The organism is Cellulomonas sp. PhB143, from assembly GCF_003752595.1.
Classification (GTDB): Bacteria; Actinomycetota; Actinomycetes; order Actinomycetales; family Cellulomonadaceae; genus Paraoerskovia.
Genome location: NZ_RKIJ01000010.1, coordinates 20,129 through 35,632 on the forward strand (window position 1 = coordinate 20,129; position 15,504 = coordinate 35,632).

The following is a 15,504-nucleotide window of genomic DNA, read 5'->3' on the forward strand; positions in this document are numbered from 1 at the left end:
CTCGCGTGCGTGTGCTCGCGGACGTGATCTCGCGGGCGGCTCACGATGCTGCGGCGGGCGCGTTCGGCGCTCCCTGTGGCCGGCAGCCGATCGTGGATTTCTCACCGTCGATGGGCCTCGTCGGGCGCCCGGGCCTTGCGACGTCGGGGCCGACGCGGCCACCGGTGCGGCGTGCCGGCGCGAGCCGGCGGGTCGTTTCAGGACGACCGGGCAACCGATGTACACCACCATGGTATCGGAGAGGGCCCCGCGGGGGCCAGAGCCGCGCGCGAGAACGTCGCGCACGTCACGCGCGGGCACCGCGCCCTATCCTGGGCGCGTGGGCGAGACGATCAGCACGGGCGACGACGACGCGGGACGCATGTCCTCCGACCCGACGCTGCGCTCGGCCTCCGCGGCGTCGGACGCCGCAGCGTCGGACGCCGACGTCCAGGCGCTGCTGGGCCTGCTGGCCTACACCGAGCTGACGACGTTCACCCGTCTCGCGGAGAGCTCTCGTCGGGCGCCCGGGACGCGGGAGCGGCGAGAGCTGGCGCGGCGCGCCGGCAACGCCGTGACGCGTCAGGAATGGGTGCTCGAGCGCGTCGCCGAGCTGGGCGGGGACCCGGACGCGGCGCTCGAGGCGTTCGACGGGACCTACAGCGACTACGACGCGCGCACGAGGCCGCGCGGCTGGTGGGAGCGGCTGCTCAAGGGGTACGTCGGGCACGGCGTCGTCGACGACTTCTGCCGCCTCGCGGTCGACGGGCTCGACGACCGCAGCCGGGAGGTGGTGCTCGAGGTGATCGAGGACGGCCGGACGGACGAGCGCTCGGCCGCCGTGCTCGCGGACGCGGCGGGACGCGACCCGGTCCTCGCGTCCCGGCTCGCCCTGTGGGGGCGGCGGCTGGTCGGGGAGGCGCTGGGCGTGGCCCAGGGCCTGCTCGTCTCGCGGCCCGGGCTGGCCCGGCTCGTGGCCGACGGCGCGGCCCGGCGCGGGGGGAGCGGCGCCGACGCCGCGTCCCCGCAGGAGCACCAGTCCTGGGTGCTCGGCCAGCTGACCGCCGAGCACACGCGCCGGATGGCGCGCCTCGGGCTCACCGCCTGAGCGGCGAGCCCGGGCGAGCGGTCAGACGGAGCCGAAGCCGACGCGCCGCTGGAGCTCCGCGCCGATCTCGACGTACCCCAGGGCGGTCGTCGGTACCACGACGCGCCGGCCCTTGATGTCCGTGAGCTGCAGGACGGTGCCGTCCTTCAGCGCCTTCTCGACGGCCTTCGTGACGGCGTCCGCGGACTCGTCGGTCTCGACGACGATCTCGCGACCCAGGTTCTGCACACCGATCGTGACTTCCACCGGACACTCCTTGGGGCTGGGGGCGTCCTGCCGGCCGGCAGAGGCGCACCTGAACGATAGCCGTCGGCCCGGGCCGCCGAGCGCACCCGGGGGCGTGATCGCTGCGGGCGTAGAACCGCGTGCTCAGCCTGCCGCCGGCGTCGGCGCGAGCCCGTGCACCGCGAGCCGCGGCAGCGTCGGGCCGCCGTCCAGCAGCGCGGCGCGGGCGACGGCCGTGCTGGCGCGCCCGACGGCGTCCGCGTCCGTCGCGTCGGTGCCTGCGCGCAGCGCCTCGGCCGCGGCGAGCGTGACGGTGTCGTGCGGCCCGAGCACGTGCGCCCGTGCGACGTCGTCGCGCATCACGTCGGACTCGAAGAGGAGGCTGGCGGCGGGTCCCGCCGCGCGGGCGTAGCCCCGGTACCCGCGCACCACGGCGTCGACGACCTCGAGGGTGTCCGGGGCGTCGAGGAGCCGGAGCTCGGCGCGGACCGCGTCGACCAGCGCCGCGCCCTGCAGGTCGACGACCGCGAGGTAGAGCTCGAGCTTGGACGAGAAGTGGCGGTAGAGCACCGGCTTGGTCACGCCGGCGTGCTCGGCGATGTCGTCCATCGAGATGTGGTGGTAGCCGCGGCGGGCGAACATCTGCGCCGCGAGCGCGAGGAGCTGTGCGCGTCGTTCACGGCGCGGCATGCGCGCGCCGGCCTGCGTCCGCTCGTCGTCCCGCTCCGCTGCGCGCTCCATGCCGGGCAAGACTATCCGGGCGCGGCGCGGACGCGGCCGTCGTATCAGGATGCGGTCCGGTGTCGGTGGCCCGTGGTGTGATCTCGCTCGTGATCGCACCACCCGGGTCCCCGACCCTCGCCGCACCGGTATCCGCCGAGCACACCCTCGCCCAGGCGGGGACGGCGGGACTCCCGGCGCTCGACGCCGGCCAGCGCGAGGCCCTGGACTCGCTCAGGTCGCGGGCGGCGACGCTCGTCGTCGGCGCCCCCGGGACGGGCAAGACGACCCTCGCCGTCGCGGCCGCGGTGGACGCCGTCGTCGCGCGCGGGCTCGACCCGCGACGGGTGCTCGTGCTCGCGGCGTCCCGGCGCTCGGCCGCGGTGCTGCGGGACCGCGTGGCGGCGGCGACGGGGCGCACCACCAGCACGCCGCTCGTGCGCACCCCGGCCTCGGCCGCGTTCGCTGTGCTGCGCACCGGGGCCGCCGCGTCCGGAGCCCCCGCACCGACGCTGGTCACCGGTCCCGAGCAGGACCTCGTGCTCGCCGACCTCCTCGCGGGGCACGTCGCGGGCGACGCCGCGCCGCTCGAGCTCCCGCCCGGCCTGGAGGAGGAGGTCCTCGCCCTGCGCGGGTTCCGTCAGGAGCTGCGCGACCTGCTCATGCGCGCCGCGGAGCGCGGCCTCGGCCCCGCCGACCTCGACGACCTGGGCCGCCGGCACGGGCGGCCGGAGTGGTCGACGGCGGCGCGGCTGTACGAGGAGTACCTCGACGTGATGGCGCTGGGTACCGGGACGCCCGACGCGGGTGCGCGGGTCGACCCTGCCGTCGTGCTCGACGAGGCGACGGCGCTCCTGGCCGGGTGGTCGACGCTCGTCGACGGCGCACCGAGGCCGGGATGGGACCTCGTGGTCGTCGACGACTACCAGGAGGCCACGGCCGCCACCGCCGCGTTCCTGCGCGAGGTGCACGGTGCGGGGGCCCGGCTGCTGCTCCTCGCGGACCCCGACGCCTCCGTGCAGGCGTTCCGCGGCGCCGTGCCCGGGCTCGTCGGTCGCGCCGACGCGCCCTCGGCGGGAGCCGGCACGGACTGGGACGGCGAGCTCGGTGCGCACCGCGTCGTGCTGCGCACGGCGTGGCGCCAGGCCCCCGGGCTGCGGGCCGTGACCCGGGCCGTGACGACCCGGATCGGGGTCGTCGGCGGGGCCCAGCACCGGTCGGCGGAGCCGCCGGTCGAGGAGATGCCCGCCGGGGAGCCGGAGCGGCCTGCCGACGGAGCCGCGCCCGAGCGCGCTGCGGACGGCGCCGGGACGCAGGGAGCGTGGGTCGCCGTGCTGCCCAGCGCCGCGCAGGAGGCCGCGTTCGTCGCGCGCGAGCTGCGCGCCGAGCACCTGCTCCACGGCACGCCCTGGTCCCGAATGGCGGTGGTGGCGCGCTCGGGCTCGCAGCTCGCGACGCTGCGCCGCGGGCTCCTCGCCGCGTCCGTGCCCGTCGCCACGACGGGCTCGGACGTCCCGTTGCGCGACGAGCCGGCGGTCGCACCCCTCCTGGACGCCGTGCGCGTCGGCTCCGCGGTCGCCGCCGGGGACGACGACCCGCTGGCGGCCCAGACCGCCGTCGCGCTGATGACGTCGCCGCTCGGGGCGACCGACGTGGTCGCGCTCCGCCGGCTGCGACGCGCGCTGCGGGCGGAGGAGCTCGCCGGTGGCGGGGGCCGTACGTCGGACGAGCTCCTCGTCGACGTCCTCGTGGATCCCACGCGGGCCGCGACGCTGCCGTCCGGGGTGCGCCGCGGTGCGCTGCAGGTCGCCCGGGTGGTCGCGGCCGCGTCGGCGGCCGTGGCGGCGCCGGGTGCCGACCCTCAGTCGGTGCTCTGGGCCGTGTGGGACGCGGCGGGGCTCGCCGGGCCCTGGCGGGCGGCCGCTCTGGCAGGGGGGCCCGCGGCTGCGCGCGCGGACCGCGACCTCGACGCCGTCCTGGCGCTCTTCCGGGCGGCCGAGACGTTCGTGGACCGGATGCCCGGCGCCTCGGCGCTCGCCTTCGTGCAGCACCTCGCGTCCCAGGACCTGCCCGCCGACTCGCTGGCCGCCACGGCGGCCGGAGTCGGCGCCGTCGACGCGGTGACGCCCGCCGGGGCGGCGGGACGCGAGTGGGACGTCGTCGTGGTGGCCGGCGTGCAGGACGGCCTGTGGCCCGACCTGCGCCTGCGGGACTCCCTCCTCGGCAGCCAGGCGCTCGTCGACCTGCTCGCGGGCCGGTCCCCGGACGGGCGCACGGCCGGTCGTGAGGCGCGGCGCGCGGTGCTGGACGACGAGCTGCGGGCGTTCGCCGTCGCCTCCTCGCGCGCCCGCCGCCGGCTGATCGTGACGGCCGTCGACGACGTCGACTCGTCGCCGTCCGTGTTCTGCGACCTCGTCGACGGGGGCCCGGCGGGCGACGAGGCGTCGGGGCAGGCATCGACCGCGGACCGCCGACGGGCGAGCGTGGGCCACCCGCTGGACCTGCGGGGCGTGGTCGCCGGCGCGCGGTCGCTGCTCGCCGCCGAGGCCGCCGGGCAGGAGCCGACGGCGGGCGGCGACCTGGCTGCGCGGCTGCTCGCGGCGCTCGGTGCGGCGGGGGTCGCCGAGGCGGACCCCGAGCGCTGGTACGCGGTGCACGACGTCTCGAGCAGCGTCCCGCTGTGGTCGGCCGACGACGACGTGCGCGTCTCGCCCTCGAAGGTCGAGTCCGTCGACCGGTGCGCCCTGCGCTGGGCGCTCGAGTCGGGCGGGGCGACGGCCCCGGACGCGACCGCCCAGACGCTGGGCACGCTGATCCACTCCATCGCCCAGGACCTGCCGGACGGGACGCACCATGAGCTGGCCGCCGAGCTCGACCGCCGCTTCCCGGAGCTCGGCACGGCGCCCGGCTGGGCGACGACGAGCGCCCGCAAGAGCGCCGACCGGATGATCGAGCGCCTCGCCGGCTACGTCAAGGGCGCCGGGGAGGTGCTCGCCGTGGAGGCGCCGTTCGAGCTGCGCGTCGGGCGCGCCGTCCTCAAGGGCGTCGTGGACCGGATCGAGCGCGCCGAGGACGGGCAGGTGCTCGTCAGCGACCTCAAGACGGGCGCGAGCGCCGTGACGCGGGCCGACGCCGAGGTCAACCCTCAGCTCGGCGCCTACCAGCTCGCTGTCGACGGAGGCGCGTTCGACCTTCCCGGGGGCACGCGCAGCGCCGGCGGTCGGCTCGTCTATCTCGGCGCCGGCAGGAACGCGACCCTGCGGGAGCAGCCCGCGCTCGAGCCGGACGACGACGGGCGCACGTGGGCGCACGGGCTCGTCGAGGACGTCGCCGACACCATGGCCTCGTCGGTGTTCCGCGCACGGCAGAACTCGCTGTGCGCGGCGTGCCCGGTGCGCCGGTCCTGCCCGGCACAGCCCGAGGGGCGCGAGGTGGTCGCGTGAGCGGCCGCACCGCGCTGCTGGGCGCCGACGACATCGCGCTCCTGCTCGGGCGGCACCTGCCCACCCCGGAGCAGCGCGCCGTGATCGAGGCCCCGCTGGAGCCGATGCTCGTGGTCGCCGGTGCCGGCTCGGGCAAGACCGAGACGATGGCGGCCCGGGTCGTGTGGCTCGTGGCGAACGGCCTCGTCGCGCCCGAGTCCGTCCTCGGTCTGACCTTCACCCGCAAGGCCGCGGGCGAGCTCGCCGAGCGGGTCCGCGCTCGTCTCGCGCGCCTCGCGCGGGCGCAGGGGCGCCCGGACGACCTGTCGGTGCTCGAGCGACCCACCGTCGCGACCTACAACGCCTATGCGGGCTCGCTGGTCTCGGACCACGGGCTGCGGGCCGGCATCGAGCCCGGGTCGCGGCTCCTGAGCGACGCGAGCCAGTGGCAGGTGGCGGCCGAGGTCGTCGAGTCGTGGACCGGCGACCTCGAGACCGGTCCCGCGTTCTCGACGGCCGTGCGGGCGGTGCTCGAGCTCTCGGGGGCGATGAGCGAGCACCTCGTGGGCCCGGACGACGCGCGGGCGGGGATCGACGCGATCGTGCGGGAGATCGAGGCCGTGCCGTTCGGCGCGAGGCGGACGTCGCACTACGCCGACGTCACCGCGCTGCTGCGCCTCCTCGCGGACCGCCGCCGCGTCGTCGACCTCGTGCAGGACTACCGGGAGCGCAAGCGCCTGGCCGACTCGCTCGACTTCGGCGACCAGATCGCGGTCGCGGCCCGCCTGGCCCGCGGCTCGGCGCACGTGCGGGACGCCGAGCGGGCGCGGTACGACGTCGTCCTGCTCGACGAGTACCAGGACACCTCGTACGCGCAGACCGAGCTGCTCGCCGCCCTGTTCGGCGACGGGCACCCCGTGACCGCCGTCGGCGACCCGCACCAGTCCATCTACGGCTGGCGGGGGGCGAGCGCGTCGGGCCTGTCCCGGTTCCCGGAGCGGTTCGGGCGGTCCGACGGGTCACCGGCCCCGGTGCACTACCTGGCGACGTCGTGGCGCAACGACCAGGCGGTGCTCGACGCGGCGAACCTCGTGGCGGAGCCGCTGCGCGGTGCGTCCGGCGTCCGCGTCCCGCAGCTCGGCGTCCGGCCCGGCGCGGGCGCGGGCCAGGTGAGCGCCGTCTACGCGACGACGGTCGAGGAGGAGGCGGAGGCCGTCGCGGCGTTCGTCCAGGAGCGCTGGCGGCCGGCGACCGACGCCGCCGGGACGGGCCGGGTCACGGCGGCGGTCCTGTGCCGGGCGCGGTCGCAGTTCGTCCCGCTGGAGGTGGCGCTGCGCGCGCGCGGGCTGCCCGTCGAGGTCGTCGGGCTCGGTGGGCTGCTCACGACGCCCGAGGTGGTGGACGTCGTCGCGCTGCTCGAGGCGGCGCACGACCCGTCGCGGGGCGACGCCCTCGCGCGCATCCTCACGGGTCCGCGGGTGCGGCTGGGCGCGGCCGACCTGCACGCCCTGGCGAGCCGCGCCGCCGACCTCGCGCGGGCGGACGCGCCCCGCGGGGACGGCGGCTCGTCCGGCAGCCCGGCCGACGGGACCCCGGCCGCGGTGGTCGCGGGCGACGTCGTCGACCACCGGTCGATCGTGGACGCGCTCGACGACCTGCCGGCCCCGGGCGTCCCGGCGCGCGACGGCCGGGTCCTGAGCGACGCCGGCCACGCCCGCCTGACGGCGCTCGCCCGGACGCTGCGCACGCTGCGCTCGGAGACGTACCTGTCCCTGCCGGAGCTCGTCGGGCAGGCCGAGCGGGCGCTGGGGCTCGACATCGAGGTCGGCCTCGCCGAGCACCTGAGCGCGCTGCGGGGCACGGACGTCGGGTCCGGGGACCGGGGTCGCGCGCACCTGGACGCGTTCCGGGACGTCGCCGCCAGCTTCGCCCAGCAGTCGGACGTCCCGACGCTCGGGGCGTTCCTCGCGTGGCTCGGTGCCGCCGTCACCCACGAGCGCGGGCTCGACCTCCCGCTGCGCCCGCCGGACCCGGACGCGGTGCAGGTGGTGACCGTGCACGCCGCCAAGGGCCTCGAGTGGGACGTCGTCGCGGTGCCCGGCCTGTCGGACGGCGTGTTCCCCTCGACCGCGTCCGGCGATGACGGACCGCGCGACTCCGGCTGGCTCACGGGCCTCGGCGCCCTGCCGTACCCGCTGCGCGGCGACCGCGCGGACCTCCCCGCGATCGCGGTCGCCGACGCCGAGAGCTCGCGCGAGCTGCGGGACCTGCTCCAGGAGTTCAAGGCCGAGGCGGGCGAGCACAAGGTCGCCGAGGAGCGTCGGCTGGCGTACGTCGCCCTCACCCGGGCGCGCCGGGACCTGCTGCTGGCGGGCGCATGGTGGCGCGGGGGCGCGCGGCCGGTGCCCCCGTCTCCGTTCCTCACCGAGCTCGCGGACGCCCGCGTGGTGGACCCCGACGGCTGGGCCGGCGAGCCGGAGGGTGACAACCCGCGCGGCGCGGACGCCGAGGAGCCCGTGTGGCCGCGTGCACCGGCGCCCGGCGGCGTCGAGGACCTGCTGCGCCGCACCGCCCGGCGCGTGCGCGAGGCGGACGGCACGGACGTGCCCGGGCTCGTCGGCGGGACGCCGGAGGACCCGACGCCCGGTGCCGCCGGCGAGCTGGTCCGGCTCGCCCGGCTCCTGCTCGCCGAACGCTCGCGGAGGCGGGAGCAGGACGCCCCGGCGCTCCCGGCCCACCTCTCGGCGTCCGCCATGGTGCGCCTGGCCGACGATCGCGACGAGTTCCTGCGACAGCTGCGGCGGCCGGTGCCCGGCCGGCCGACGCGCCACGCCCGCGTCGGCACCGGGTTCCACGCCTGGGTCGAGCAGTACTTCACCTCGTCGTCGTTGCTCGACCTGTGGGACCTCACGGACCTCACGGACCTCGAGGACGCGACGGACGCCGAGACTCCTGCCGGGCCCGGAGCGACCGGCCCGGGTGCGGGCGTGGAGGCCGAGGTGGCGCAGCTGCGCGAGAGGTTCCTGGCCTCGCCCTGGGCGCGCCGCACGCCGGTGGCGGTCGAGGTCGACGTCGAGACCCCCGTCGCCGGGACGATGCTGCGCTCGCGCATCGACGCCGTCTTCCCGGAGGAACCCGGCGCCGGTGCGCCGGGGTCGGTCGTCGTCGTGGACTGGAAGACGGGCCAGGAGCCGCGGGACGCCGCGTCGCGCCGCGCGCGCGAGGTGCAGCTCGCGGTGTACCGGCTCGCGTGGTCGCGGTGGTCGGGGCTGCCCGTCGAGCGGGTGCACGCGGCGTTCTGCTACGTCGCGACGGGCACCACGGTGCGCCCGGACGAGCTGCTGGACGAGGCGGGTCTCGAGGCCCTGGTCCGCAGCGCGGGCGGGGCCGCCTGACTCATTCCTCGCGCGTCTGCTCGTCCAGCTCGGCCAGCATGTCGATCGCGTCGGCGACGACGTCGTCGAGGTGGTGGCGCACGCCGTGCAGCAGCCAGCGCGCGAGCGCGAGCTCCCCGACGAGCAGCGCACGGTCGGCCAGGTGCGGGTCGGTGAGCTCGGTGCGGCGCAGCTGGTAGGCCTCGAGGATCGCGTCGGCGGTGTCCTCCGGCGCCGAGACCAGGATCCAGGCGAGGTCGTCCGCGGGATCGGCGACCCGGGCCTCGGCCCAGCCCGTCACGGACGCGACGCGGCCGGCGTCGACGAGCACGTGCTCGGCGCTGAGGTCGCCGTGCACGACGACCGGCTGGAACCGCCACATCGAGACGTCCTCGAGCAGGCGCTCCCAGCGGCGCAGCAGGGTCGGCGGCACGTGCCCGGTGGACGCGGCGTCGTCGAGCTCCGCGAGCCGCCGCTCGCGATACTCCGCGCTCGTGTACGTCGGGAGGGTCGCGTCCTCGACGACGGACGCCGGCAGCTCGTGGACGGCGGCGATGGACCGTCCCAGGTCTGCGGCCGTGCCGGGGCCGGGGGCGAGCTCGTCCACGACGAGCGGGGTCCCGCGCAGCGCGCGGTGCACGACGGCGCGCCCGCCCTCGGGCAGCGGCGCCGAGCCCGCGGGCCGCGGCACGGCAAAGGGCAGCACGCCCGACGTCACGTAGTGGGCGAGCGAGCCGAGGAGCGCGACCTCGGCCTCGAGCGCGGCGCCGCTCGCCGCGTCGACGGGGGAACGCACCACCCACGCGTCGCCGTCGGCGGCGCGGACCTCGGCGGCGTCGACGTCCGGTCCCGTGTCGAGGCGGCGGGCCGAGACGGCGTCGAGCCCGGGGACGGCTGCGGTCGCCAGCGCGGCCAGCGTGAGAGCGGAACGAGGCACGCGCTCACGGTAGCCGCTCCCCGAGGTGGCGGTGGACCGCCGTGGCGGTGTGTTCGCCATCCCGGTCGCCTAGGGTCGGTGCGTGAGCCTCGAACCGTTCGGACGCCCTTCCCCTGCCCGCTCGGGCCCCCGGCTCGACCCGCAGGCGCACCGCCGCACGGAGCCCGGCCTGGTCGACGCGCTGCTCGCCGGACCGGCGACGCGGGTGCTCCTCGTGCACCGCGGGCGCCTCGCGACGGCCGGGCCGACGGCGCTCGCCCGCCTGGTCCCCGCGACGACCCGGCCGCCCGGCGAGGCGGCGGACGGCCCTGCCGCGGACGGCCCGGCGGCGCAGGCGCTCGCGGCGCTGGTCGGCGCCGGGCCGGGGGAGCGGGGGATCGCCGCCCGGCTCTTCCTGGGTCGCGACCTCGGCACGGGGGAGGACCTCCTCGCGCTCGTGCTGGCCGACGCCGCCGACGCCGCGGACGCCGGCATCGAGGGTGTCGTGGCCGACGAGCCCGCCGGGGTGCTCGTGGGCGCGCACGAGTGGCGCGGGCTGCGTGACCTGTCGCCCGGCCTCGGGCCCGTGGACGCGGCCGCGGCGACGACGGCGGTGGCGCTCGCAGCGTGGCACGCCCGCAGCCCGCGGTGCTCGCGCTGCGGGGAGCCGACGGACGTGGTGCAGGCGGGCTGGGTGCGGCACTGCGTGGTCGACGACGTCGACGAGTACCCGCGCACGGACGCGGCGGTCATCATGACGGTCCTCGACGCCGACGACCGGCTGCTGCTCGGGCACGCGGCACGCTGGCCCGCGGGCCGCTTCTCGACCCTGGCCGGGTACGTCGAGCCCGGCGAGGAGCTGGAGGACGCGGTGCGGCGCGAGGTGCTCGAGGAGGTGGGGGTCGTCGTCGGCGACGTCGCCTACCGGGGCAGCCAGTCCTGGCCGTTCCCCGCCTCGCTCATGCTCGGCTTCACGGCGCACGCGACCTCCACGGCGATCGAGGTCGACGCCGTGGAGGTGACGCAGGCGCGCTGGTTCACGCGCGACGAGCTGCTCGCGGCGGTGCGCGCGGGCGACGTCGGGCTGCCGGGGCGCTCGTCCATCGCCCGTGCGCTCATCGAGGACTGGTTCGGCGGCGCGCTGCCCGGCGCGTGAGCGCCCGGCGGCCGCCGCAGGTCACAGCCCGAGCCGCGACCGGACCTCGGCGAGCGACGGGTTCGTGGCGGCGCTGCCGTCGGGGAAGACGACGGTCGGCACGGTCTGGTTGCCGCCGTTGACCTCCTGGACGTACTCGGCCGAGGCCGGGTGCTCCTCGATGTTGACCTCGCTGTAGCCGATGCCCGCGGCGTCCATCTGCGACTTCAGCCGGCGGCAGTAGCCGCACCACGTGGTGGAGTACATGACGACGGTTCCGGCGTCGGGCGTGGTGGGTGAGACGGGCATGGGACGGGCCTCCGGGTCTGGCGGGTGTCTGGCGGTGCTGGATACGGGTGCGTGCTGTCTGACGCCAGGGCGAACGCGCGGGGGTCCGCGGCTGTTCCCGGCGGCCTGTGGACCGCTCCCGCGTGTCGGTGGAGCCTGCGAGAATCGGTGCGATGTCCTCGACGATGCCTCTGCCCCCCCAGGGTCTGCCCGCCCGGGGTCTGCCTGCCCGAACTGCCGACGCGCTGCTGGAGGCGCTCGACCCCGACCAGCGGGACGTCGCGCTCGCGCTGACGGGGCCGGTCTGCGTGCTCGCCGGCGCCGGCACGGGCAAGACCCGCGCGATCACGCACCGGATCGCGTACGGCGTGCGCACCGGCGCGTACAACCCCACCAGCGTCCTGGCGGTGACGTTCACCGCGCGCGCGGCGGGGGAGATGCGCACCCGGCTGCGCGAGCTCGGGGCGACGGGGGTGCAGGCCCGCACCTTCCACGCCGCTGCCCTGCGCCAGCTCGGCTACTTCTGGCCCCAGGTCGTCGGGGGTGCCCCGCCGCGCATCCTCGAGCACAAGGCGCAGGCCGTGGCCGAGGCGGCACGTCGCGTCGGGATCTCGGTCGACCGGATCGCCGTCCGGGACCTCGCCTCCGAGGTCGAGTGGTCCAAGGTGTCGCTGGTCACCGCGGAGGACTACGAGCGCGCCTGCGCCGCGATCTCGCGCCCGCCGGTGTCCGGCTACGACCACCGCACGGTCGCGCGCCTGATCACGGCGTACGAGGAGGTCAAGACGGAACGCGCCGTCATCGACTTCGAGGACGTGCTGCTCATGCTGGCCGACATGCTCGCCTCGTACGGCAAGGTCGCCGACGAGGTGCGCCGGCAGTACCGGCACTTCGTGGTCGACGAGTACCAGGACGTCTCGCCGCTCCAGCAGCTCCTGCTCGACCAGTGGCTGGGTGGGCGCAAGGAGATCTGCGTGGTCGGCGACCCGAGCCAGACGATCTACTCCTTCACGGGCGCCACCCCGCGCCATCTCCTGGGGTTCTCCTCGCGGTACGCGGGCGCGCAGGTGATCCGGCTGGTGCGGGACTACCGTTCGACGCCGCAGGTGGTCGCCGCGGCGAACCGGCTGCTCGCCCGCACCGGGCGCCGGGGCGGGCAGGGTCCGCTCGAGCTCGTGGCCCAGCGACCGGCCGGGCCGCCCGTCGCGTTCACGACGTACGACGACGACGAGTCCGAGGCCTCGGGCATCGCGGAACGGATCGGGCGCCTCGTGGCGGCGGGCACGCCGCCGAGCGAGGTCGCGGTGCTGTACCGCACCAACTCCCAGTCCGCGGCCTTCGAGTCCGCGCTCGCCGACGCGGGCATCGGGTACCTCGTCCGGGGCGGGGAACGGTTCTTCCAGCGCAAGGAGGTGCGGGACGCGCTGGTGCTGCTGCGCGGGGCGGCGCGCTCGGCGGACGCGGACGTCCCGATGCCCGAGACGGTGCGCGACGTGCTGATCTCGGCCGGCTGGTCCGCCGAGCCCCCCGCGTCCCGCGGAGCGGCCCGGGAGCGCTGGGAGTCGCTGCAGGCGCTCGTCGCCCTGGCCGACGACGTCGCGGCGCTCGCGGAGGAGGAGTCCCCCGCGACGGTGGCGGGGTTCGTCGCGGAGCTCGACGAGCGGGCGTCTGCCCAGCACGCCCCGACCGTCGAGGGCGTCACCCTCGCCTCCCTGCACGCGGCGAAGGGCCTCGAGTGGGACGCGGTCTTCCTCGCGGGCATGAGCGAGGGGCTGATGCCGATCTCGCTCGCGGACACCGACGCAGCGGTCGCCGAGGAGCGCCGGCTCCTCTACGTCGGCATCACGCGGGCGCGCGAGCACCTCGACATCTCCTTCGCGCGCTCGCGCAACCCCGGGGGCCGCGCGACGCGCCGGCGCACCCGGTTCCTCGACGGCATGTGGCCCGACGCGCCGCGCACCCAGCACCGGCGTCCCGCGAAGGGCGCGGCGCGGGCGAGCCTGAGCGGCGAGTACGACGAGGCGCTCTTCGACGAGCTGCGCGAGTGGCGGCGCGGGGTGGCCCAGGAGACCGACAAGCCGGCGTTCACGATCCTCGTGGACGCGACGCTCGCCGCGGTCGCCGAGACCCGGCCGTCGTCGGTCGCGGAGCTCGCGCGGATCAACGGGATCGGGCCCGCGAAGATCGAGAGGTACGGTGCCTCGCTGCTCGAGATCGTGGGTCGCGCCGACGGCCGCAAGGACCCCGCGGAACCGATCTCGTAAATAAGTTGGCGGTCCCCCCGGACCGGACCTACTGTTCAGGAGTCCGATGCAACGGGCGCGTCGCCGAGAGGCACGTGCCGAGACGAGAGGGGGTGAGGTGCAGCGATGAAGACCGACAACACCGGCGGGACGACCGTGACGAGCACGGCGTACCTGACGACGGGGATCGATTCCGCGCGCCTGCGCGCGGTCGGCGCCTTCGCACGTCCCGCACCCGACTCCGCCTCCCGGAGGTCTCCGGTCTCGTAGCAGACCGGACGCATCCAGGCCGCGGAGTCCCCCAGGACCCGCGGCCTTCTGCATCTTCCGCACCCACGACGGCGCAGCCGTCGCACGGCGGACGCCGACGGCAGGGTCCTGTGACACGACGAAGTATCACGAACAGGACACTGGAGGACCATCGTGCGGCTCACCACGCTGCTCGACACCCTGACCACCGACGGTGGTGCCGGGCAACGGCTCGCGCGATCTGCGAACCCCAGGCCGGCTGCCCCGCTCACCCCGACCGACGCCGCCGAGTTCGACCGGCTGCTCGCCGGCGTCATCCCCTGCCGCAACGAGGACCCCGAGCTGTGGTTCGCCGAGCGCACCGCTGACGTCGAGCGCGCCAAGGCCCTGTGCGCGGACTGCCCGCTGCGGGCCGGCTGTCTCGCCGGTGCCGTCGAGCGCGCCGAGCCGTGGGGCGTCTGGGGCGGCGAGGTCTTCGTCGACGGAGCCGTCGTAGCCCGCAAGCGCGGGCGGGGGCGGCCCTCGAAGGCCGAGCAGCTCGCACGCCAGCGCGAGCGCGACGAGCAGCACGAGGAGGAGTCAGCCGCCTGACGCGGCGGTCACCACCGCGCCGGCGGCCCGCGCGCGCCGCTCCTCGACGACGGCGAAGGCCCCGCACCCGCACGCCGGGTGCGGGGCCACGTCGCGCGTGCGGGGGACCGCGCCGGGGAGCAGGACGTCGACGACGGCGCCGGAGGTCCAGGTGGCGTCCCCGTCGAGGAGCGTCAGGACCTGGGCGGCAGCGATCCCCGCAGCGACCGCGGCGGTCGACGACTCGTCGGTCGCCTCGAGACGCGCGCGCTCGCGCAGCCGGGGCGCGACGGCGGGCCAGCCCTCGTCGCGGTCCGCCCGGGCGAGCTCGACGCAGCCCAGGCAGGGCGTGGACCCGGGCCGCACCGTCGGCCCGATGCTGACCCCGGCCTCGCCGACCACGACGGACAGGTGCGGGACGCCGTCGTTCATCAGGCGCGTGGCGCCGTGCGGGTCGCTCACCCACGACGTCACGACGACCGCGGCGTCGAGCCCGTCCGCGCCGAGCCGCGCCGGCGTGCGGACCGCGGCGACGTCCGTGACGACCCGCCGCGCGGCGGCCTCGCGCGGCGTCCCCACGTCGCGCAGCCGGTAGCCGCCGAGCCCGACGTCGCTGAGCTGGACGACGCCCGGGTCGGCGAGCACGAGGGTGCCGACGCCCGCGCTGGCCAGGACGACGGCGATCGCGAGCCCCTGGCGGCCCAGGCCGACGACGCCTACCCGCCGTCCCGCCCGCCGGGCGAGGACGGCGCCCCCGCCGCGGTCGGCCTGCACCTGCCCGAGCGCCCGAGCGTCCGCGGCACCCCGGCCGGGCGCCGTGATCGTGTCGGGGTGCGGGGCGTCGTCGGGCACGAGGGCACCGGCCGCGTCGAGCGCGGACCAGAGCCGGCGAGCGCGCCCCGGGTCGAGGCCGAGCGTGCCGGCCGCGTCCCACGGGTCCGCGTCGGCCCGCCGGGCGAGCAGCTGGAGCCACCGTGTCTCGTGGGGCGTGAGACCGGGCAGGCGCACGGCCCAGCGGTCGTCCACGCCGAGCTGGACGCCGGGGGCACCGGAGATCGGGTCCTCGTAGCGCACGACGACGCTCCCGTGCCGCAGCACGCGGCGCACGGGCCCGCCCCGCGGGCCCTCGCCCCGCGCTCCGGGAGGCGTCGCGGTGCCGTCGCCCGGAGCCGGGAACGCGGTGCTGGTCGACGCGGTGCTGGTCGACGCGGTGCTGGTCACGGGATCCTCCTCGGGCCGTCGTCGCGATCAGCCTGGCACGGGCGCCCGGACCGT

General features: G+C 77.1%; 12 protein-coding genes. 7 read left to right on the forward strand and 5 right to left on the reverse strand.

Translation table 11 applies throughout. The features are described 5' to 3' along the window. The first annotated feature begins 319 nt into the window (after window positions 1–319). Complete coding sequence (locus EDF32_RS14535; protein ID WP_158614052.1) at window positions 320–1,087, forward strand: ferritin-like fold-containing protein; 768 nt, start codon at window positions 320–322, stop codon at window positions 1,085–1,087. A gap of 21 nt (window positions 1,088–1,108) precedes the next feature. On the opposite strand, the gene EDF32_RS04170 is transcribed toward EDF32_RS14535, so the two are convergent. Beyond that, window positions 1,109–1,333, reverse strand: a complete 225-nt coding sequence (locus tag EDF32_RS04170; RefSeq protein WP_123307292.1) for a DUF3107 domain-containing protein — start codon at window positions 1,331–1,333, stop codon at window positions 1,109–1,111. 123 nt (window positions 1,334–1,456) lie between these two features. Next, the gene (locus EDF32_RS14655) at window positions 1,457–2,053 is read right to left on the reverse strand and encodes a TetR/AcrR family transcriptional regulator (protein WP_199734817.1); all 597 of its coding nucleotides are present in this window, start codon (window positions 2,051–2,053) and stop codon (window positions 1,457–1,459) included. Window positions 2,054–2,142: 89 nt separating this feature from the next. Between EDF32_RS14655 and EDF32_RS04180 the strand changes: the two genes are divergently transcribed. After that, complete coding sequence (locus EDF32_RS04180; RefSeq protein ID WP_233565690.1) at window positions 2,143–5,475, forward strand: UrvD/REP family ATP-dependent DNA helicase; 3,333 nt, start codon at window positions 2,143–2,145, stop codon at window positions 5,473–5,475. Further along, the gene (locus EDF32_RS04185; RefSeq protein WP_123307293.1) at window positions 5,472–8,849 is read left to right on the forward strand and encodes an ATP-dependent DNA helicase; all 3,378 of its coding nucleotides are present in this window, start codon (window positions 5,472–5,474) and stop codon (window positions 8,847–8,849) included. Before EDF32_RS04180 ends, EDF32_RS04185 begins: the two co-directional genes overlap by 4 nt. Before the next feature lies 1 nt (window position 8,850). Here the strand turns inward: EDF32_RS04185 and EDF32_RS04190 are convergent, their stop codons facing one another. Next, window positions 8,851–9,765 (reverse strand): phosphotransferase, encoded by a 915-nt coding sequence (locus EDF32_RS04190; protein WP_123307294.1) that lies wholly within the window; start codon window positions 9,763–9,765, stop codon window positions 8,851–8,853. A gap of 82 nt (window positions 9,766–9,847) precedes the next feature. On the opposite strand from EDF32_RS04190, the gene nudC reads away from it, so the two are divergent. Continuing rightward, window positions 9,848–10,900 carry an NAD(+) diphosphatase gene (gene nudC / locus EDF32_RS04195; RefSeq protein ID WP_233565691.1) on the forward strand — a complete coding sequence of 351 codons (1,053 nt, stop codon included), beginning with the start codon at window positions 9,848–9,850 and terminating at the stop codon, window positions 10,898–10,900. A 21-nt stretch (window positions 10,901–10,921) separates the two neighbouring features. On the opposite strand, the gene EDF32_RS04200 is transcribed toward nudC, so the two are convergent. Then, window positions 10,922–11,188 (reverse strand): mycoredoxin, encoded by a 267-nt coding sequence (locus EDF32_RS04200; RefSeq protein ID WP_123307295.1) that lies wholly within the window; start codon window positions 11,186–11,188, stop codon window positions 10,922–10,924. 164 nt (window positions 11,189–11,352) lie between these two features. On the opposite strand from EDF32_RS04200, the gene EDF32_RS04205 reads away from it, so the two are divergent. The 3 genes from EDF32_RS04205 (at window position 11,353) to EDF32_RS04210 (ending at window position 14,250) form a co-directional block, all read left to right on the forward strand. Continuing rightward, window positions 11,353–13,431 carry an ATP-dependent helicase gene (locus EDF32_RS04205; protein ID WP_199734831.1) on the forward strand — a complete coding sequence of 693 codons (2,079 nt, stop codon included), beginning with the start codon at window positions 11,353–11,355 and terminating at the stop codon, window positions 13,429–13,431. A 105-nt stretch (window positions 13,432–13,536) separates the two neighbouring features. Next, complete coding sequence (locus EDF32_RS14540) at window positions 13,537–13,680, forward strand: hypothetical protein (protein WP_158614053.1); 144 nt, start codon at window positions 13,537–13,539, stop codon at window positions 13,678–13,680. Window positions 13,681–13,833: 153 nt separating this feature from the next. After that, complete coding sequence (locus EDF32_RS04210; RefSeq protein ID WP_123307297.1) at window positions 13,834–14,250, forward strand: WhiB family transcriptional regulator; 417 nt, start codon at window positions 13,834–13,836, stop codon at window positions 14,248–14,250. Here the strand turns inward: EDF32_RS04210 and EDF32_RS04215 are convergent. Beyond that, a complete protein-coding gene (locus EDF32_RS04215) occupies window positions 14,239–15,450 on the reverse strand; it encodes a ThiF family adenylyltransferase (protein ID WP_123307298.1) in 1,212 nt (403 codons plus the stop codon). The two genes, EDF32_RS04210 and EDF32_RS04215, sit on opposite strands and share 12 nt — an antisense overlap. Window positions 15,451–15,504: the final 54 nt, after the last annotated feature.

What these genes read in the sequence shown, in the direction of transcription:
- EDF32_RS04205 (WP_199734831.1), top strand. Translation starts at nt 11,353, where the DNA reads ATGCCTCTGCCCCCCCAGGGTCTGCCCGCCCGGGGTCTGCCTGCCCGA.
- EDF32_RS14540 (WP_158614053.1), top strand. Translation starts at nt 13,537, where the DNA reads ATGAAGACCGACAACACCGGCGGGACGACCGTGACGAGCACGGCGTAC.
- EDF32_RS14655 (WP_199734817.1), bottom strand. Translation starts at nt 2,053, where the DNA reads ATGGAGCGCGCAGCGGAGCGGGACGACGAGCGGACGCAGGCCGGCGCG.
- EDF32_RS04200 (WP_123307295.1), bottom strand. Translation starts at nt 11,188, where the DNA reads ATGCCCGTCTCACCCACCACGCCCGACGCCGGAACCGTCGTCATGTAC.